Below are 19,158 nucleotides of genomic sequence, written 5' to 3'. Positions count from 1 at the left end.
TTTTAATGAGAATAGTAACGTGTTTTTTATGTAATGTAGTTTTGTAGACAGAACATGATCCAACTACAAATTTTTATAGAAGTCAAATGCACCGCTTAACTACTAAAATCTTATTAAGTAAAAAATCCATATTTTGTTTTACTTACTTTCTACTTTATTTCTTTTGAATAATGAACTCTTTTCTTCAAACGAATAATCCCTACTATTATTTTTGTATCTTTCTAAATTTGCGAACCAAAGTGAGTACTGTGCCTACAATAATTATCAATATGCCGATTGCTGCACTGTTAGTTGTACTTACACCCGTCTTTGGAAGCTCCTTATATGTATATTCTTTTTTATCGCTATTACTGTTGTTTGAGATATTACTCTTATTTTCCTTATTAGCAAGGCCATTAGCTTTGCTAGTTTCTTTATCTTTCACTAATACTTTTTGTATTGCATTTACCTCATTACCCACGGAATCTCTAACACTATATATTATTTCATAAGTACCAGCTTTAGTTGTATCTATAGTTCCTTCATACGCTACTTTAGAAATAAGGTCACCGTCCTCTTTATCAGTAGCTGATACCCCTACCAATGGATCAAATTGATCACCCTCAGTAATTGAAGTTGTAGCAGGTACTTTTAGTATTGGTTTATCATTTTTAACTTCTTCTCTAACTTTGACCGTTACAGTTTGCTTCGCCGTTACTTCATGACCTTTAGAATCTGTAACCGTGTACGTTAATACGTAAGTACCGGCTTTAGTTGTATCTACTTCACCATCAACTTTGATTTTAGAAGTGAGATCACCGTCTTCTTTATCGATAGCTAATACTTCTGCCATTGGAACAAATGAATCTCCAACATGAATTGTCGCTCCAACAGGCACTGTTAATTTAGGTTCTAAATCTGATGTTTCTCCATTTCCCTCTACAATTACAGTCTGTGTTGCCGTTGCATTCCGCCCTTGAGAATCAACAACCATGTATTCCACAATGTATGTACCTGGTTTTGAAGTATCTACATCGCCTTTATGCTTTACTTTATTTGTTAAATCACCATCTTCTTTATCAACAGCTTTTACATTTCTCATTGGATCAAACGTATCACCTACACGTAGTGTAATCGTAAACGGTACAGTTAACTCTGGAGCTTGGTTTTCTGCTGTTTTTTCGTTCTCTTTCACCGTTCCTGTAATTTTTGCCGCATCAAAAGCATTTTGGACTGCTTGAACTTCAATTGAGTTCGCTCCATATTTATTAGTTGCCACTTTAAGGCATGCCAATTTCAATTCAGAGAAATTAGAAGTCATATTTAATTCATCAGTATTTGCATAATAGAAAATATCAAACATTCTATCTTCACCAATACCATTTACATTTACACCGTTATGAGTACCACCTTGTGCCATTAAATACGCAACTTTATTAATAATACTTGAGTTAAAATGAACGCCTCCATAATCCTCTCCATTTAAATCATTATATTTACTATAATCATCCGGATACGGTAGTCCTTCTGAAAAATTAATTGCAGTTGGATTTTTCATATTACGAAAAGTCGATCCAGTTTGTTCTCCTATTGTCCAGTTAAATTCCCCATTATTTATGTATTTCTCTATAGCCGTTCCCATAATATCCGATAATGCCTCGTTAATTGCCCCAGATTCTCCTGAAAATTCAAGGTTAGATTCACTTGATGTAACTGCATGTGTAAATTCATGACCGGCTATATCGAACGCTTTTACCATGGGATCTCCATATAAAAGCATACTAATGTTATTAATATTAGTACTAAATGCATTCTCCCAATTTTCAGGATCATTTGTTCCTCCAGAATCCCATGCATGTACAACTGAAACTACTTTTTTTCCTTTATTATCAAAACTATTACGCTTATATTTTTCTTTATAAAAATCGTATACCTTTGTTGCTAAGAAATGAGCGCTTACCGCCTTTGGATCATTAAATGTTGTTGAAACACTAGTTGCTAGTATACCAGGATAATAACTTTCTTCATTTGTAATATCTCTATAATTTACATCATATGTCTCAATTCCTTGTCCTCTTGTGTAATCAGCAAGCGCATAATTCCCACTGGTCTGTTTAGAAATACCAAATGTACGAGTTACGCCTAAATCATCTTTTCCTGTTCCAGTTAATGATGTAAAATTGCTAGTTTTATTTTCCTTAACGGATTCAACATACTCTTCACTTATTTTCAAACTTGATTCTTGTACCATATCTTTTAACATTTCACCATTATGAGCATTCACTAAATAAGTTCCAGATACATAATTTGGTGTTGTAGCAGCAAATGTAACTTGATATGCATTGCTAGCCTGCCCATGATTTTCATCAACAAAAATAACTGCCTTAACTTCTGGCTCAGAAATAAATTTAGTATCGTTTCCGTACTTTTTATAAATATATTGTTTTGCTTCTTCTTTTGATAAATTAATAGGTTTCTTTAAATCTTCTTGTGTTAAATTTTGTGCGCTAGCTCCTGAAATGCTTTTAATAATACCTTTTTTATCTACGTGAGCAGTCAACTGGTGGCCATATACTTCTTTTCCTTCATATATTTGTTGCATGCGCACAAGTGTAGTTCCATCATAAGAACCACGTTTTTGAAGAACCTTGTAATCTACTCCTGTTTCTGCACTAACTTGTTTTGGAGACAAAGCATGCTCCGTATTTTCCTTAAGTGCATCTTTCACTACATTCTCTGGTGCCTTTTTTGATGGTTGTGTCAGATCACCTGTACGGAACGAATCCTCTTGAATTTCAACTTGCATTTGACCAGTTTCCTCTGCATGCCCTACTCCATATGGTGTTACACTTGTTAAAACGAATCCTGTTGTTAATGCAACTATAGCTATTTCTTTTTTATTTCCCATGATATTTACCTCGTATAAATTTCTATTATTTATATGAAACTGCTAAAATGTATATAATTTATTCCTAACATAAAAAGATGACTTTTGTAATCTACAAAAGCCACCTCTTCAATATGTAATATCCCTAAAATGTTTTTAATACATAATTTCTATACGAACAGAAAAAAGCATTCATTAACGAGCATTTTGCAATACTTTTATTAAGTCATTTATATTTTCAACTTTCTGCTGAAACTGATCAAGTCTGCTATGTAACAATGAAGGATTTTTATCTTCAGTTGAAATAACTTGTTTTAATTCGTTTTCTAATTTATCATACATATCAAAGAAATTATCAAATTCTACACTTACAAGCTCTTCATTTTCGCGATAGAATCTTTTTGCTTCTATATAAGTCATATATGATTTATTTAAAAATCCTAATGAAATTAAATATTTAGAAGTGTTTTCTTGATAAATAGCAATATCACACGCTATTTTAATATCAGAATAAGTCTTTTGAACGAGACAATGCAATTCAAAAATCTTAAACTTTAATCCATTATTCATTTCATCCCCTCCCATCGTATCTATTCTACATAAAATTAGAATATTATACAAAGAAAATTATTAGCATGAAATTGACAATTTAAAAAATAACTTAAGGATAAACAAAATCCCTCTCATTATAAATTATAGTTGCGGAGCATTTACCAACATAACAGCAAAATAAAAAGCGAAAAGAATAAATCTTTCCGCTCTTAGAGTAATAAATACATTTCATATTGCGCTAAAGAATTCTTTTCAAATCCACATTTCTTAAGAAAACCTTCCAGTAAATTATTGTTAGGAAACCCAATTGATAAACTTGATAAATTTAATTCTTCTCTTGCTACTTGTAATAATTTCATCCCAACACCAATATTTCTATAATCTTTGTCTACGAAAATAAAACTAATTTTACCTTGTTTATTTACACATAGAGAGCCTTTTAAGTCATTATCGACATATGCACCATAAAATACATTATTTGTTTTTTTGATATAATCAATATCATTTTGCCAATTTATATGGAAGTTTAACCATTTCTGAATTTCATCTTTAAAAGTTGGAAATTCTAATTGTTTTACTTCAATATCCTTACAATCTTTATTCATTATTTTAGTCAAATCATTTAAATTATAATAAGAAAGATCGTACACTTTTTCATAGCCCAACTTATTATAAAAATGAATCGCTCGGTCATTTCCTACAATGACTTCGAGAAAAAGTTGCTTACATCCATGTTGAATCGCCTCTTCTTTATGCAGTTCAAATAATTTTTGACTCACACCAATACCGCGGTAATTAGGATGAACCGCTAATGTTCCACAGCGCATAGTCTTAATACTTTCATAATCCTTTATACCACCTAGTATTACGCCAGCAGGTTTGCCTTCTTCTAAAGCAAGAAAAGAATGTTCTAGCAAATTACCTTCTGGTCCCAAAAAACGTTGTATAAAATCCCCTTTTGAAACTTCCATTTTAATAATGTAATCTGAAAATCCAACTTTAAAAGCTTCATATACTAAATCAATATTTACATCACTACACCTTTTATATTGAATCATAATATAATTATGCCTCCAATTACTTATGTTAAAACCCTCTAACTATCTATTATTTACTACATTAATCTCATAAACACGTAAAAAGGCAATTAAATGCTCACATGCTCTTTCGCATGCTAGCATTTTAAAGATTTTTTGTTCTTCTTTCGTTTTATCATTTGCTTGATCTGAAGCAGCTTTTAAACAGAGAAATGGTTTTTTATTTATTTGACACACATAGGCGAAAGCTGCTACTTCTTGATCAACTGCCAATGCTCCATATACGGTATGGAGTAAATATCTCATTTCTGAACTACGAATACGTTGATCTCCGGATAAAAATGTACCGAAATGTATTGGATCATATGATCGTATTTTTTTTATTCTTCTTACAAGTGATTTTGTTGTTTCAATAGGTGCTGTTCTACCGTTATATAAATTAAAAACATCTTCCCCTGAGCCAGCTGCAGTAACATCGTGTTGTATTGCGTTTAGTGCCACTACAATATGACCGTTTTTCACCTTGTTTGATAAACTTCCGCATATTCCTGTCATAAACAACTCATCTGGCTGAAACTCACTAATTAACAATTGTACACAACTAGCGCAGCTTACTTTACCGACACCAGTAACAACTGATATAATTTCCAGCTCATTAATAGTATGAAAATGAAATTCCCAAGCTGCTCTTTTTTCAACACGTTCACTCGGATAATGTTGATGCAAATACGTCAGTTCTGGTTCCCATGCAGATACAATTGCAATACGTTTCATTACACGCTTCACTTCCCCTATTGTCATTTAAATAAGTTATCTATACTTTCTCGTTCATAATCTGGAATCCATTCTTTGTATTTCTTATATGAATCTCGTATTATTTCTTTATTCTTCGCAATTACTTCACATCCTCTATCATCATACATAAACATCACAATATCTTTCTTTGCATTTATGAGAAATACATCTGGATAAGAGATTTCTTTTTTTCGTCCAAATCGAAGATACAGATCAGAAAAATCCTCATGATTAGCAGCTTGTATCAGCGGTTCATATTTAATATCTTCCGCAAGACATTTAAAAGAAAATTGATATGTACAATATAAAGTGAAACTTTAATCAATGGGGGGGTCTTACTGCCCGGCAAATAGCGGGATAAATCTGCTTCTTCATCTTCAAATAAAAACGGTAACGTTTCTTATCTTATATGAAATCTTAAATCTCTTTTCTTAATATATTTATTGTATATATTTATTTTCTGTGAAGTTTTTATGTTTTCCTTTTTAAATCTATAAACATTTGTCACTACAAACACTACATCTTCTTTTGAAAATATGTCTTCAAAGTTGAGAAAAGTATTCCATATTTAAATCGTCGGTTCCTTCTACAATTTGATATTTATCTTTTCCGAAATCAAAATGTAAATGATTTTCCCACTGAGAATATAAGTAGGGTCCTAATGTAACTCCTGGAAATGTTTGATTCATATATTCTTTTAATTGCATTTCCTTGTCCTTTCTACTGTACAATTCTTTTTAAATCCCAATATGCTTCTTCTAGCCACGGATGTATAACTTTCAATGTATCTTTCCTTTCCCACAAATATGAAATATATACAAAAGCTGCTTTTTCCAAAGATTTTCCCAATTCTTTTTTTATTTCTATTAAATATGGTGGTGTCCCTTTTTGATCCCATTCTATTTTATCTGCAACAAATAATACTAAATCCATCTTCGTTGCATGTTTACGCAACGTTGTATGGCAACAAATTGCATTTAAAATCTCTTCATCTTCGATTTTAAATATTTCTTTTGCGATTACCCTCGATAATTTTTGATGAATAATCATAGGAAACTTTCTTTCCGCTTCCACTATTGCTACACCAAATTCTTCAGCAACTGCAATCCGCTCCTCGTTTGGAAAAATGCCACTAATATCATGTAAATATCCTGCAATTGCTGCTTTTTCTTTATCTACGTGAAACTTTTCTGCAATCTTTTTTGCCTCATTTGCCACACGAATTGAATGTTTATATGTAAACTCTTTATTATATTTTAGTAGAAAAGCTTTAATATCATTGTCTATTTTTCCAGTTGGAGTAAATGAATATATATCATTACATAACATAGAAAATCCCCCTTATAACTAACTTTCATTATAATGTAGAATCTAAATATCCTTGTTATTTTATATTCGTTATTAATCTTTTTACTCCTTTTTAATACGTTACATGAAATTTTATACAGAATCATCGCTACAAGTACATAAATGTTTGATATTATAGTAATGTTGATGATTTGTAAGGAAAGGAACTACACAATGAATAAAAATATATTAATTATTGATGATGATAAAGAAATTGTTGAATTACTTGCTGTTTATTTGCGAAATGAAGGCTATAACATTTATAAAGCTTATGATGGCGATGAAGCATTGCAAAAGGTTTCTACATATGAAGTTGACCTTATGATTTTGGATATTATGATGCCAAAACGAAACGGATTAGAAGTTTGTCAGGAAGTGCGTGAAAATAATACTGTACCAATTCTAATGCTTAGTGCAAAAGCAGAAGATATGGATAAAATATTAGGCCTTATGACAGGTGCTGATGATTATATGATCAAACCATTCAATCCATTAGAATTAGTAGCTAGAGTGAAAGCTTTATTACGAAGATCCTCTTTCCAAAATGCTACTTCGCAAAAGAATGAAGATGGTATTATTCGTATTCGCTCTGTTGAAATACACAAACATAATCATACAGTTAAAGTAAATGGAGAGTACATTAAACTAACCTCTATTGAATTCGATATTTTATATTTACTTGCGAGTAATACAGGAAGAGTATTTAGTTCAGAAGAAATTTTCGAACGCGTTTGGAATGAAGATGGTTATGGTTCAAATAAGACGGTAATGGTCCATATTAGCAACTTACGAGATAAACTTGAAACAGTAATAAATGGAGAAAAATTTATTCATACTGTTTGGGGAGTTGGCTATAAAATTGAGAAATGAAGCATTTGATATATTAAAAGATATTCCTAAATGGAAACTTATTTTTTGGCTTTTATTAGCTATCACACTCACTCCTATTACTGAACTAATTATTTATCGCCTCGTTACGAGTGTAATTGAAAGTTCACTTACTCTAACCGAACTCGGTAAAGAATTCATTCGAATTTTTGGTTATGAAAAGTATAAAGGGATTAAAGAGTCTTTATGGATGATGATTGTATCTTATTTGTTTTTATTTTCTATTTTTTCATCCTATCTTTACATTTTTTATCGTCACGAGAAAAAACTTTATTATGAAACTTGTATAAAAAAAATGATAGAAGAAATTCGTTATATTGCAAATGGAAACTTCAATCATAAAGTTTCTATTGTAAATCATAATTATCTAGAAGAATTAGCAATCGGGGTCAATGAAATTGTTGAACAATTAAAAGTCTCAATTGATGAAGAAAGACAAGCGGAACAAGCAAAAAGTGAACTTATTACAAATGTATCACATGACTTACGCACTCCCCTTACTTCTATAGTTGGATACGTAAATTTAATCCATCATGATAATTATAGAGATGAAGTGGAATTGCGATACTATATTCAAGTCATTTACGATAAAGTAACTCGTCTTAATGCATTAATGAATGACTTGTTCGAATATACACGTGTTCAAAATAAAGAATTAAGCTTGTATTCTGTTCCTATTGATATTGTAGAGTTACTTGGACAATTAACTGTTCAATTCCGCATACAGGTTCAAGAAGCTAATATAGAATGTCGGCCTTCTTTCCCGTCTCAAAAGCTCATGGTATTAGCTGATGGTGACAAATTAGTGCGTGTGTTTGAAAATCTTATTATAAACGCTATCGCTTATGGAAGCGAAGGTCGCTATATTGACCTTACTGCTTATGAAAGTAATAATATGATTACAATTGATATAACAAATTACGGACAACCTATTCCTAGTACGGATTTACCTCATATTTTTGAACGTTTTTATCGCGTTGAGAAATCTCGCTCTACAAACACTGGTGGATCTGGACTTGGATTAGCAATTGCAAAAAGTATAGTCGAATTGCATAAAGGAACAATTGAAGTATATAGTGATGACGAAAAAACAACATTCACTGTAAAACTACTCCCATACAAATGTTAATATTACAAATAAAAAGTTCAATTTCTTACCATATAAGAAATTGAACTTTTTCCATAATTACCCTAAATTTAATAATCCTTTATAATTCTTTAGAAATTCTTTACCTTTTCTTTCTTCCTAATTAAGCATTCCTTTTTACAATACTATTATTGATGTCATAATAGGAGGATCGCTTATGCAATTCTTAAAGAAATTTGCTATTTTATTATTATCTTTTTTTATTACTGCTCTTATCGTTTTATATTTTTATCTTTATGTAAATGGTCCGATTATTCAAGCTAAATCAGCTATTTTAATAAATGCTAATTCAGGTGAAATTGTTTATAAAAAAAATGAAGAAACCCCAGTACAATCAGCTGCTTTATCTAAATTAATGACAGAATATATCGTATTGGAGCAACTAAATGATAAAAAGATACAGTTAGATGACTTCGTACAAATAAGTAACGAAGTTTTCCGAGTAGAAACAAGCCCTATACAAGTAACATCGAATGATAAAACAACGGTTCGTGATTTACTTCATGCATTGCTACTGGCAGGGAATAATCGTTCTGCACTCGCTCTAGCAGAACACATTGCTGGAAATGAAGATAACTTTACAGTATTAATGAATAAAAAAGCAAAAGAACTAAAGTTATTACAACCATCTCCATTTCTAAACTCTACTGGAATTAATAATAATACAAATAAACAATCAACTACAACAGCGATAGACGCAGCTAAACTAGCAGCACGATTAGTAAAAGATTTTCCAGATGTATTGAATATTACGAAACTAACCTCTTACCAATTTACCTTCAAAGATTCCCAGGTTTTCAATACGAATAAAATGATATATTCCCTTAATGAAAACATTAAACTTCAAGGTGTTGATGGCTTACAAACTAGTTTTTCAACTAACGGTAATTATAGTTTTGTCAGTACAGCAAAACTTGGAGATACTAGACTAATTTCAGTAATATTAGATGCAGATGAAGAAAACATTTCATTTATTGAAACAAAAAAGTTGCTCCAGTATGGTTTTGATCCTTCCTCGTACTCTGCACTCCAAGCTTTTAAAGACGCCCTTACATCTTGGACAATATTGCTTCAGTTTAAAAATTTAATTATACAAACTATAATGATTTTTTTAATCATTACCACCTTAATGTTTTTACATATACGTCAGAAAAAATCCGAGGATTTCAATTAAGAAATCTTCTTATATATATAAAACCGACTTGCGCTTGAGATGCAAGTCGGTTTTTAATTCTATCATCCTCTTCCAAGCAAATTTGCTGAAACTGGTTGCAAGTTTAACTCTCTCGCCCATATAGATAGCTGACCAATATGATAAATTTCATATCCCATTACATGTCTTAAAACCTATGTTTTTTGAGGCATACATCCATCTCTGTTTCCTTTCGTTGTGTTCGTTTGTTTAGTTTAAATGGGTTAATCTATTAATTCTATTAAATCCAACAATTGAACTATTACACTTTAAAGTTCTACTCATATACTATAGTAGATTACTAGAAAGGAGGCTTAACTATGGATAGTTGCGTTGTATTTGTAAACGGACAACCTTTTTTAGTTCTTTCAGTAGCTGGTATTGAAATTGCTAGATTAGAGATTTCCCTTCAAGTAGCATTAGCTCTAAGAGTACTTGGGATACCAATCTGTGATTAATTACCAAATTAAAAGAAAAAGAGGGCATTAGCCCTCTTTTTTTATTTTCCTCATATATTTTCTTAACAACAAATAAAATTTTAATTTTTATATTGTAAGGAAATTCCGAAAAATAAACTCATTTTATTCAATAAAAAGAGCACCACCCATACCTCATTATCCGTTTCTAAAAAATTAGAATTCGATTAATTACAAAAAAATTTAAATATACGAACGTTACATAAAATACTTGTTAGAATAGCTGTCCTTCACACTATTTATTTCGCAGACGTTATATAATCAAAGCACCAATGATTAACTTTTTATACGGCTTATTTTAAGTGTGCTAGCCAATACTTTTACTTGTATGTTCTATACACTCATTCTCTACGGTATACTGATACCAACTTATATTTTTTGATGAGGGCCAATTTCCCTATATCCCTCTTTATTCCCATGTACTTTTTTTCTCAAATCCAAGCTAAATAATCTATATTGTTATCTTTTAAAATCAGCTCACTATCTGATTATATTAATAACCTATCACCTGGTAAAATCCTATTACCTAATGTATCTTCAATTGAATGGTCCATCATTTATACTTACGGATTGGCTTTCCCGTATCTATTGTGCATGGACATTGGATTTTCTAGCATCTAGCTCATTTCTTTAAAAATGTCGGATTTTTCGTCTATTATTAAATGAATAATGTTTGGAAGGGGATGTAATATGACAGAAATTAAAGTAGGGCTTACACAATTTTTAGACTTCACACTGAAAGGTAGTACAGCTAAAACAACCTTTATAAAAAATCTAAAATCCCAACCTGAATATCAACCAGCTTTTGATTACTGGAAACAATTACGAGAAACTGTTATTAAATTTCATCAAAACAAACTACCTTTTGAATATTTCGAAACATTAGTACAAACGGTTGATCAGAAAAAAAAACAAAACTACATTGATGTCATAAAGCAATACAAAAAATTCATTAAAAATAAAGACATCTCTTGGTTTGATCCAGGTAAATCACATTGGAAATCAGATGATTTAATCGTCCGTTCATCACCTGAACTTGGCTTATTCATTAATAATGAGCCACATCTTATCAAACTGTTTTTCAAAGGAAAAAAAGAGCGAATTGATAAATACAACATTAACTCGACACTCACACTATTAAATGAATCAACATTTTCAAATGAACGAAACGATGTGAATTATACGGTACTTAACATCCAAAAGAACAGAATGTATACGAATAACTCTATTAATAATAATCATTTAGTAGCGCTTAAATCAGAAGCTAACCAGTTTTGCTATATATGGAATAATCTATAAAGGACTATTCATCCCTTTCAATACATTTTTGATGCATACTTTAGTTACAATTTTTCTAGATTCATTCAGTTTCGTTTAATTATGGCTCACCCTCTTATTCCTCAGAAACAATGCAGGTAGGCCTTTTTCAAAAATGGTTTCTTTGTTAGTTTTAACATACTAGCTCTCCCCCGAAACAGCTGCAATTGAAATTATTTTTGTTTTATTATCCACTATACCCACCAAGCCCCTTTGTTAACATAATATAATTATAAATTACTATCGTTGCTACTTCTTCCATTCATATTCTAACATACTCATTTCCCATAAATTCCAATACGTTTCTCCTACTCTTTTTGACTCTCTTAATAAGCCTTCTTTTACAAACCCTATTTTTTCGTAACATGAAATGGCCGATGTATTAAAATCATACACACCAAGAGTTACTCTATGTAGTTTTAATTCGTCAAAAGCAATATGAAGTACTGCTTTCATCATATGTTTTCCTATAGAACGTCCTCTCATCTTCGTATTACCAACTAATACTTTTCCAATTCTAGCGGACTTATTAATATTATCTATTTGCCCAAGCGAAATATGACCAATAACGTCTGAAGTCTCTTCATCTACCACTTTGAAAGCGAGTGTATTTGCACTTTCTATATACTTCTCTAATTGCTGTTCGTCTAAAGGGAATGTGAATGCATTTCCTGACCATTGTATTAGAAATTCTTCGGAATTAATCCAATTTATTAATTGTTTAAAATCAGATTTCTTAAAACTTTCTAGTTTAATCACTTCCTTGCTCCTTTCGTACATCATGCTTTATAACCTCAAACTTATTTCTATATAAAGAATATATTCTCCTTTTATATGAAATTAAAATAAAGCCATTCATGTGAATGGCTTTACAAAAAAGCAGCTTAATTATGCTTTGTTTGCTACATCAATACCATTAAAATCAAAGTCAGCAGTAACCGTTGTAACAGGTGGGAAAATTGCTTCAATTTTACAAATGGAAATAATTACTCCAACCGATCCAGGAATAGCCGCAAGCCTAACTACATCACAACTGACAGACGAAACAGTACCTACATAAGTACGTCCCTCTGTATTAATTTGAACTGTTCGATTAATTAATTTCTTAAGTTCATCTCTAATTCCTTGTACACAAGAATTATCACATTTCTCATGCTGTTCTTTTTTACACTCTTCGAATACTTCCCAACAATCATCTTGTTTACATGTACACTTCTTTTTACAATTATTAAATCGAGAACCCAATACCTCACCCCCTAATCCTTTCTATTAGTAAAGTATGTCCACTAGCTTAAAAGGGTACGAGGCAAACACATAAAAAGAAAAAAACAAACAATTGTACCAAACTTTCTTTTCATTATTCATTATAAAAACAGACTTCTCCTAATTAAAAGCTTTTTAATGAGCGGCCGTGAATTTAGTCCTACTCCATTTAATGTTTAGACACCACTTTCTAAAACAAACCTTTTTTCTTTTAAATAAGACGCCCCTTAAAAACACACTAGATTTTCCCATTAACTCACATATACATAGACTTTATTTGTGGATTTCCCATTTTTCATTGTGAAATATACATTTAAAAAGCGTACTCGAAAATAAGATATTATTTGTAATCAGAACATTTTCTTCAACAAGTGTTTATTGAAAAATACCATAACTAGTAGTAGTTCTCTCCACTTTCTCTTAAAAATTAGCATAGTTTGTATGAATTCTATATCGAGTAGAAGACACTCTATCATATAAAGATAAAATAGTAGGTTAATAAACAAGCCATTTTTTTATTAAAACATAGAATAATATGAACACTATTGAAAGGAGGTAGAAATAAATGTCCTGGAAAAATGATTGCTGGAGTTCTCAGAAAAAGCATTGCTGTGATGATTGGTGGAAATCTAAAGAAAAGCATCATTGTGATGATGATTGGAGTTCTCAGAAAAAGCATTGTAATGATGATTGGTGGAAATCTAAAGAAAAGTGTCATTGTGATGACGATTGGAGTTCTCAGGAAAAACATTGTAATGATGATTGGTGGAAATCTAAAGAAAAGTGTCATCGTGATGATAATTGGAGTTCTAAACGAAATAAGTGTCGTTGTAAATGTTTCTTTATTTGTTGCCATTGTAAAAGAAAAAATTGGTAATATTTTTAATGTCAACGTAAAGGAAAGAATATGTCTTTTGGAACCCATCGGGCTTTTCCGGAAAGTTGATCCCTCACCTACTTCCTTGCTTTTGCTGAATTTTTAGATGGGGCATTACTGCCCGGCAAATACTAGAATGTAATATATAAAAAGCTGACTGCTTATGAAGTGACCCCTAAAAGTTAGACACGGTTATTTCATTAGGCAGCTTGATAAAAATGAGTCCGGTATTGCACCGGGCTCATTTTTAATTTTGCCTTTATCCGTTTTGTATTGTAATAATCTATATATTTTTCTAATTCTATTTTGAAGTGCTCTACACTTTCAAACTCTTTTATGTAGAGAAACTCAGACTTCATGATTCCAAAGAAATTCTCCATTACTGCGTTGTCATAACAGTTGCCTTTACGAGACATACTTTGTACGATACCTCTTTTTTGTAATGCGTGACGGTATTGTTTCATTTGATAATGCCACCCTTGATCTGAATGCATCATTAGTTGGTGATTTTCAGGTAAACCTTCTAATGCTGTCTCTAACATTTCTGAAACAAGTGAATACGTCGGTCTAGAGCCAATTGTATAGGTAATGATTTCACCATTATACAAGTCTAATACAGGTGATAAATAAAGTTTCTCACCGAATAATTTAAATTCTGTAATATCGGTTACCCATTTTTCATTTGGCGTATCTGCCGTAAATTTACGCTCTAAAATATGAGGTGCAATTTTACCAACTGTTCCTTTATAAGATTTATATTTTTTCATACGTACAAGACATTTTAAACCTAACTCTTTCATAATTCGTTGCACTTTTTTATGATTCACTATTTGATTACGATTGGCTAACTCATTACGAATACGACGATATCCATAACGACCTTCGTGTTCATCATAAATCGCTTTAATTTCTACTTTTAAATCGGCATCTGGATCGATTCTATCCATTTGTTTTACATAAAAATAATAGGTGCTTCGAGGGATATCCGCTAACTTTACTAATTCTTTCACTTGAAACTCATGCCTTAATTCATAGACTACTTGTGCCTTGTCTTGTTTGGTGATTTTTCCTTGTTTTGAACTAAGGCATTCAACTTTTTTAAATACGCATTTTCCATACGTAAGCGTTCTAATTCAGCTTGTAACGCTTCAACTGAACCTTCTGCCGGAATCTTTTTAGTATCATGTTTTGTGTTTTTATTTTTCATGGATGGACGCCCCTTTTTCTTTGGTTCAAGGGCATCTAAGCCACCTACTTCAAATTGCTTCTTCCATTGATAAACCGTTGTAAAAGAAGGAACCATGAATATAGCCGCTGTATCCATTAACGATATACCCGATTGAGCCATAAAATTTAGTACGTCTAGTTTAAACTCTGCGGTGTAATTTGTATAGACCTCGTGTAAACCTTCTTCTCCATGGAGTTCGTATAAGCGTAACCAGTATTGAAATTGTGCCTTTGTAATATGCATCTGTTTTGCATATTCTGCTTGAGAAATTATTTTCGGATTAAATCCTTGAACGAGCGTTGACTTTAAATCCTTCGTAAATTTTGTCATACAAAAAACTGCACCTCCAATTGTTAGACTGTGTCTAACAATTGGGGTGCAGTTCATTATAGTCAGCTTTTTATATATTAACACGTAAAGGTTTAAACAGACATATAAGCATTCACGCTTTGTCATCACCTTGTTGTTGTAAATTAGTATTTCTCCATTGAATAGACATTCCATAATATCGTATTTTGATTAAAACTAAAAAACATACTTAACACTAATAGTAAAATTTTTCTTCTTCATCAAATTCACTTCTTTTCTTTTTATAAACATAAAAAAAGGATCTCTATTTATATAGAGATCCTTTCTAACTTTATAATTTACTAGACTGTAACCCCTGAATAAACGGAACTACTTCAGGATTTACAAGCGATGATAAATCACCTAATTCTTTTCCTAAGTAAGCTGCTTTAATAACACGGCGCATTACTTTAGAATTACGTGTTTTCGGTAAATCTTCTACAACGTGGATGTCTTTAGGACACAACGCTTTTCCAATATGAGAGTTTACTAAACTCATTAATTCTTTCTTTAATTCTCCTGTGAATGTTACATGATCTCTTAACACTACAAAACAATGACAAACTTCACCTTTTACTTCGTCAGGTACACCAATTGCAGCAGCTTCGATTACATCGTTATGTTTCACAAGAATAGATTCATATTCAGCAGGTCCAATACGTTTACCTGCAATATTTAACGTATCGTCTGAACGCCCTGTGATGATATATTGTTCACCATCGTAAATGACCCAGTCACCGTGGACCCATTTATTTTCAAAACGCGACCAATATGTGTTTACGTAACGTTCATCATCTTCCCAGAAGCTTTTCGTCATACCTACCCAAGGTTTCTCTAAGCATAATTCTCCGACTTCATCTCGAATTGGTTTACCTTGATCATCCAGTACGACAGCTGCCATTCCTGGTAAAGATGCGTTAAAACTAATCGGTGCTATTGGCTTAATAAGAACATTACCGAAAATCCCACCAGAGATTTCAGTTCCACCTGAGTAGTTACAGATTGGGACATTTCCTTTTCCAACCGTTTCAAACAGCCACATCCATGGATCAGGATTCCAAGGTTCTCCTGTTGATGCGAATACTTCCAAACTCTTTAAAGAATGTTTATTGACATACTCATCACCTTTTGCCATCAATGCTCGGATTAACGTTGGCGAAATACCTAGATGAGTAATCTCATATTTATCAACTGTCTCCCATAACCGGTCTGCTTCTGGGAAGTCTGGAACACCTTCGTACATAACCATCGTTGCTCCATTAATGAGTGAACCGAATAATAGAAACGGCCCCATCATCCAGCCCATATCAGTTACCCATAATACACGATCACCTTGTTTAATATTCATTCCAAATCCTGCATCAAAAGCTGCTTTCAAAGGAAATCCTGCATGCGTGTGTACTGTTCCTTTCGGCTTACCAGTCGTTCCTGATGTATAAATGAGCATTAATGGATCATCACTTTGCATTTCCTCGGCATGTATGAATGGTTTTTCTTTTTCTAGCGTACTCCACGAAAAGTCATAGTTATGTGGTGTAAAATCATTTCCTGCATGACGAACGATAACAACTTTTTCAACAGTTGGGCAATGTTCACAAGCTTTATCTACTTCATCTTTTAAAGAAACAATTTTACCGCGGCGTGAAAATCCATCTGCGGTAATAATCATTTTTGAACCTGCCGCTTGCACACGTGTCATGACTGCATCAGACGCAAAGCCTGAGAATATTGGTGAAATAATTGCTCCGATTTTCATTACAGCTAGCATCGCAACAACTGTTTCTGGAATCATCGGCATATAAATTGTTACACGGTCACCTTTCTCAATACCCGCGTGTTTCAAACCATTTGCAACACGACTTACCCAGTTGTCAAGCTCTTCATATGTAAATGATTTTGAAGTTCCATTTTCCCCTTCGTACTGAAGTGCTGGCTGTATTCTCGTCTCTTCATCCGCAAGCCAGCGGGATAAAGCTGATTCTACAACGTTACATGTTCCGCCATTATACCACTGTGCAAACGGTGTACCATTTTCTAAATCTAACACGTCTGTATAAGGTTTCATCCATTGATAGCCTACTGCCTTTTCTGCCTCTCCCCAAAACCAAGCTGTTTCCTCGATAGATTTATTATAAAAAGTTTCATAATCTTCATATCCCAATGATTTCATCCAACCATATAAACGTGTTTTTTCCTTGTACTCTTCTGTTGGAAACCAAACTGCTTGTTTCAATGTTTTCCCCTCCTTAACTTTTTGAGCAAGAAAGCCCTAAATAGGGCTTTTAAACTGGATATACAGGATGTTTACGATCCGTGAATACTTGATATTTACTCATATACATTTCGAAACGTCCTTTTAATTCTTCACGTAAATTGTTTGGATGAACAATACCATCAATCACCATCTCTGATGCTAAATGATAAATATCAATATCTTTCTTATACTCTTCACGTTTTTCAGCAATGAAGCTAGCACGCTCTTCTTCTGGTAAAGCTGCAATTTTATTTGCATATACAGCATTAACCGCAGCTTCTGGACCCATTACCGCAATAGAGGCTGTCGGTAATGCCAGGCAACAATCTGGTTCAAATGCTGGACCTGCCATCGCATATAAACCAGCACCATATGCTTTACGAACAACGATAGAAATCTTCGGTACAGTTGCTTCACTCATTGCAGAAATCATTTTTGCACCATGGCGAATAATACCAGCACGCTCTACTTTTGTTCCAATCATAAATCCTGGTACATCCGCAAGGAATAATAATGGAATATGATATGCATCACATAAATTAATAAACTTAGCAGCTTTATCAGCTGAATCATGGAATAATACGCCGCCCTTCATACGCGGCTGATTTGCAATAATACCAACAGGCTTACCATCAATACGTGCTAAGCCTGTAATTAGCTCTTGAGCAAATAATTTTTTCACTTCATAGAATGAACCTTCATCAATAACTCTATTAATGAGATCTTTCATATTGAAAGGAGCATTTTGATTTTCTGGAATGATTTGTTCTAACGTTTTATCGAATTGTTTCGGTTCTTGAGGTGTAACCAATGGAGTCTTTTCTAAGTAGTTATTTGGAAAATATGAAATGTATTGTCTTGCTTGTGTAATCGCATCTTCTTCTGTCTTGCATAAAACATCTCCGCATCCTGATACAGAGCAATGCATACGAGCTCCGCCCATCTCTTCTAAAGTTACCTTCTCACCGATAACCATCTCAGCCATACGAGGAGATCCTAAATACATAGATGCATTTCCTTCTACCATCATTACAACGTCGCAAAAGGCTGGAATATAGGCACCACCAGCTGCAGAAGGTCCAAATAATAAGCATACTTGAGGAACTTTACCTGATAATTTCACTTGATTATAGAAGATTCTTCCTGCACCACGGCGCCCTGGGAACATTTCTACTTGATCTGTAATGCGCGCTCCAGCAGAGTCGACTAAATAAAATAACGGAACACGTAGTTTTTCAGCTGTTTCTTGAATACGTAAAATCTTTTCAACTGTGCGTGATCCCCATGATCCAGCTTTTACAGTAGAATCATTGGCCATTACACATGCAGTACGACCATGTATTTTACCCGTTGCCGTTACAACGCCGTCCGCAGGTAAGCCTGTTTGTTCACAGTTAGCAAATAATGCATCTTCTACATATTCGCCATTATCAAATAGAAGCGCTAAACGATCTCGAACAAATAATTTTCCTTTTGCTTTATTTTGTTCATGATACTTTGGTGCGCCGCCTTGTTTAATCGTTTCAACTCGTTCTTCAAATGAATTAGATTGTTGTTTTTGATCTAACATA

At 32.7% G+C, this 19,158-nt stretch carries 16 protein-coding genes and 2 pseudogenes; 6 read left to right on the top strand and 12 right to left on the bottom strand.

Features of this window, described 5'->3' with window-relative positions; genetic code table 11:
• Positions 1-205: 205 nt before the first annotated feature.
• From BC_RS12535 to yqeK, 6 genes and pseudogenes are all read right to left on the bottom strand, one after another.
• Complete coding sequence (locus BC_RS12535) at positions 206-2,887, bottom strand: M4 family metallopeptidase (RefSeq protein ID WP_000527072.1); 2,682 nt, start codon at positions 2,885-2,887, stop codon at positions 206-208.
• A 174-nt stretch (positions 2,888-3,061) separates the two neighbouring features.
• Entirely contained in the window at positions 3,062-3,436 is a 375-nt protein-coding gene (locus BC_RS12530) for a hypothetical protein (protein WP_001059022.1), read from the bottom strand.
• Between the two features lie 191 nt (positions 3,437-3,627).
• Positions 3,628-4,476, bottom strand: coding sequence for a GNAT family N-acetyltransferase (locus tag BC_RS12525; protein ID WP_000617037.1), 849 nt, complete (start codon positions 4,474-4,476; stop codon positions 3,628-3,630).
• Positions 4,477-4,518: 42 nt separating this feature from the next.
• Entirely contained in the window at positions 4,519-5,256 is a 738-nt protein-coding gene (gene mtnN, locus BC_RS12520; protein WP_000151939.1) for a 5'-methylthioadenosine/S-adenosylhomocysteine nucleosidase, read from the bottom strand.
• A pseudogene (locus tag BC_RS12515) lies at positions 5,253-5,957 on the bottom strand (DUF3885 domain-containing protein). Before BC_RS12515 ends, mtnN begins: the two are co-directional and overlap by 4 nt.
• A 13-nt stretch (positions 5,958-5,970) precedes the next feature.
• Positions 5,971-6,579, bottom strand: coding sequence for a bis(5'-nucleosyl)-tetraphosphatase (symmetrical) YqeK (gene yqeK, locus BC_RS12510; RefSeq protein WP_000882440.1), 609 nt, complete (start codon positions 6,577-6,579; stop codon positions 5,971-5,973).
• A gap of 192 nt (positions 6,580-6,771) precedes the next feature.
• Between yqeK and BC_RS12505 the strand changes: the two genes are divergently transcribed.
• The 3 genes from BC_RS12505 to BC_RS12495 all read left to right on the top strand — a co-directional run bounded on the left by BC_RS12505 (position 6,772) and on the right by BC_RS12495 (position 9,806).
• Positions 6,772-7,467: a response regulator transcription factor gene (locus BC_RS12505; protein ID WP_001038807.1), complete on the top strand. Its 696-nt coding sequence runs from the start codon at positions 6,772-6,774 to the stop codon at positions 7,465-7,467.
• Positions 7,457-8,614, top strand: a complete 1,158-nt coding sequence (locus BC_RS12500) for a sensor histidine kinase (protein ID WP_001243312.1) — start codon at positions 7,457-7,459, stop codon at positions 8,612-8,614. The genes BC_RS12505 and BC_RS12500 overlap by 11 nt, the downstream gene beginning before the upstream one ends.
• Before the next feature lie 175 nt (positions 8,615-8,789).
• A complete protein-coding gene (locus tag BC_RS12495) occupies positions 8,790-9,806 on the top strand; it encodes a D-alanyl-D-alanine carboxypeptidase family protein (RefSeq protein ID WP_001160045.1) in 1,017 nt (338 codons plus the stop codon).
• A 62-nt stretch (positions 9,807-9,868) separates the two neighbouring features.
• On the opposite strand, the pseudogene BC_RS12490 reads toward BC_RS12495, so the two are convergent.
• Positions 9,869-9,979 (bottom strand): annotated as a pseudogene (locus BC_RS12490) (DinB family protein); the annotation flags it as partial.
• Between the two features lie 165 nt (positions 9,980-10,144).
• Here BC_RS12490 and BC_RS12485 point away from each other — a divergent pair.
• Both BC_RS12485 and BC_RS12480 read left to right on the top strand, forming a co-directional pair.
• A complete protein-coding gene (locus tag BC_RS12485; protein WP_000376554.1) occupies positions 10,145-10,282 on the top strand; it encodes a DUF3956 domain-containing protein in 138 nt (45 codons plus the stop codon).
• Positions 10,283-10,990: 708 nt separating this feature from the next.
• Positions 10,991-11,599 carry a hypothetical protein gene (locus BC_RS12480; RefSeq protein WP_000136052.1) on the top strand — a complete coding sequence of 203 codons (609 nt, stop codon included), beginning with the start codon at positions 10,991-10,993 and terminating at the stop codon, positions 11,597-11,599.
• Positions 11,600-11,866: 267 nt separating this feature from the next.
• On the opposite strand, the gene BC_RS12475 is transcribed toward BC_RS12480, so the two are convergent.
• Positions 11,867-12,400: a GNAT family N-acetyltransferase gene (locus BC_RS12475; protein ID WP_000990082.1), complete on the bottom strand. Its 534-nt coding sequence runs from the start codon at positions 12,398-12,400 to the stop codon at positions 11,867-11,869.
• A gap of 105 nt (positions 12,401-12,505) precedes the next feature.
• Entirely contained in the window at positions 12,506-12,862 is a 357-nt protein-coding gene (locus BC_RS12470) for a hypothetical protein (protein ID WP_000535577.1), read from the bottom strand.
• Positions 12,863-13,458: 596 nt separating this feature from the next.
• Here BC_RS12470 and BC_RS12465 point away from each other — a divergent pair.
• Complete coding sequence (locus tag BC_RS12465; RefSeq protein ID WP_000560129.1) at positions 13,459-13,863, top strand: hypothetical protein; 405 nt, start codon at positions 13,459-13,461, stop codon at positions 13,861-13,863.
• Between the two features lie 94 nt (positions 13,864-13,957).
• Here the strand turns inward: BC_RS12465 and BC_RS12460 are convergent.
• The 3 genes from BC_RS12460 to BC_RS12450 all read right to left on the bottom strand — a co-directional run bounded on the left by BC_RS12460 (position 13,958) and on the right by BC_RS12450 (position 19,157).
• Positions 13,958-15,315, bottom strand: a protein-coding gene (locus BC_RS12460) for an IS3-like element ISBce18 family transposase (RefSeq protein WP_113732219.1) whose coding sequence is annotated in 2 segments (ribosomal slippage) — positions 13,958-14,859 and positions 14,859-15,315 — 1,359 coding nt in all. Because the reading frame shifts where the segments join, the coding sequence is not laid out codon by codon here.
• A 310-nt stretch (positions 15,316-15,625) separates the two neighbouring features.
• The gene (locus BC_RS12455) at positions 15,626-17,566 is read right to left on the bottom strand and encodes an AMP-binding protein (protein ID WP_000806472.1); all 1,941 of its coding nucleotides are present in this window, start codon (positions 17,564-17,566) and stop codon (positions 15,626-15,628) included.
• A 49-nt stretch (positions 17,567-17,615) separates the two neighbouring features.
• The gene (locus BC_RS12450; RefSeq protein ID WP_000886744.1) at positions 17,616-19,157 is read right to left on the bottom strand and encodes an acyl-CoA carboxylase subunit beta; all 1,542 of its coding nucleotides are present in this window, start codon (positions 19,155-19,157) and stop codon (positions 17,616-17,618) included.
• Position 19,158: the final 1 nt, after the last annotated feature.

It is taken from the genome of Bacillus cereus ATCC 14579 (genome assembly GCF_000007825.1).
Taxonomy (GTDB): Bacteria; Bacillota; Bacilli; order Bacillales; family Bacillaceae_G; genus Bacillus_A; species Bacillus_A cereus.
The sequence above is the reverse complement of the archived record's forward strand: the minus strand, read 5'-3'. Positions and strand labels throughout refer to the sequence as shown.

Bases quoted from the DNA above. Each gene is read 5' to 3' on its own strand.
- BC_RS12505 (WP_001038807.1), top strand. From the start codon at position 6,772: ATGAATAAAAATATATTAATTATTGATGATGATAAAGAAATTGTTGAA.
- BC_RS12530 (WP_001059022.1), bottom strand. From the start codon at position 3,436: ATGAATAATGGATTAAAGTTTAAGATTTTTGAATTGCATTGTCTCGTT.
- BC_RS12475 (WP_000990082.1), bottom strand. From the start codon at position 12,400: ATGATGTACGAAAGGAGCAAGGAAGTGATTAAACTAGAAAGTTTTAAG.
- BC_RS12465 (WP_000560129.1), top strand. From the start codon at position 13,459: ATGATTGCTGGAGTTCTCAGAAAAAGCATTGCTGTGATGATTGGTGGA.
- BC_RS12450 (WP_000886744.1), bottom strand. From the start codon at position 19,157: ATGTTAGATCAAAAACAACAATCTAATTCATTTGAAGAACGAGTTGAA.
- BC_RS12485 (WP_000376554.1), top strand. From the start codon at position 10,145: ATGGATAGTTGCGTTGTATTTGTAAACGGACAACCTTTTTTAGTTCTT.
- BC_RS12535 (WP_000527072.1), bottom strand. From the start codon at position 2,887: ATGGGAAATAAAAAAGAAATAGCTATAGTTGCATTAACAACAGGATTC.
- BC_RS12495 (WP_001160045.1), top strand. From the start codon at position 8,790: ATGCAATTCTTAAAGAAATTTGCTATTTTATTATTATCTTTTTTTATT.
- BC_RS12480 (WP_000136052.1), top strand. From the start codon at position 10,991: ATGACAGAAATTAAAGTAGGGCTTACACAATTTTTAGACTTCACACTG.
- mtnN (WP_000151939.1), bottom strand. From the start codon at position 5,256: ATGACAATAGGGGAAGTGAAGCGTGTAATGAAACGTATTGCAATTGTA.
- BC_RS12525 (WP_000617037.1), bottom strand. From the start codon at position 4,476: ATGATTCAATATAAAAGGTGTAGTGATGTAAATATTGATTTAGTATAT.
- yqeK (WP_000882440.1), bottom strand. From the start codon at position 6,579: ATGTTATGTAATGATATATATTCATTTACTCCAACTGGAAAAATAGAC.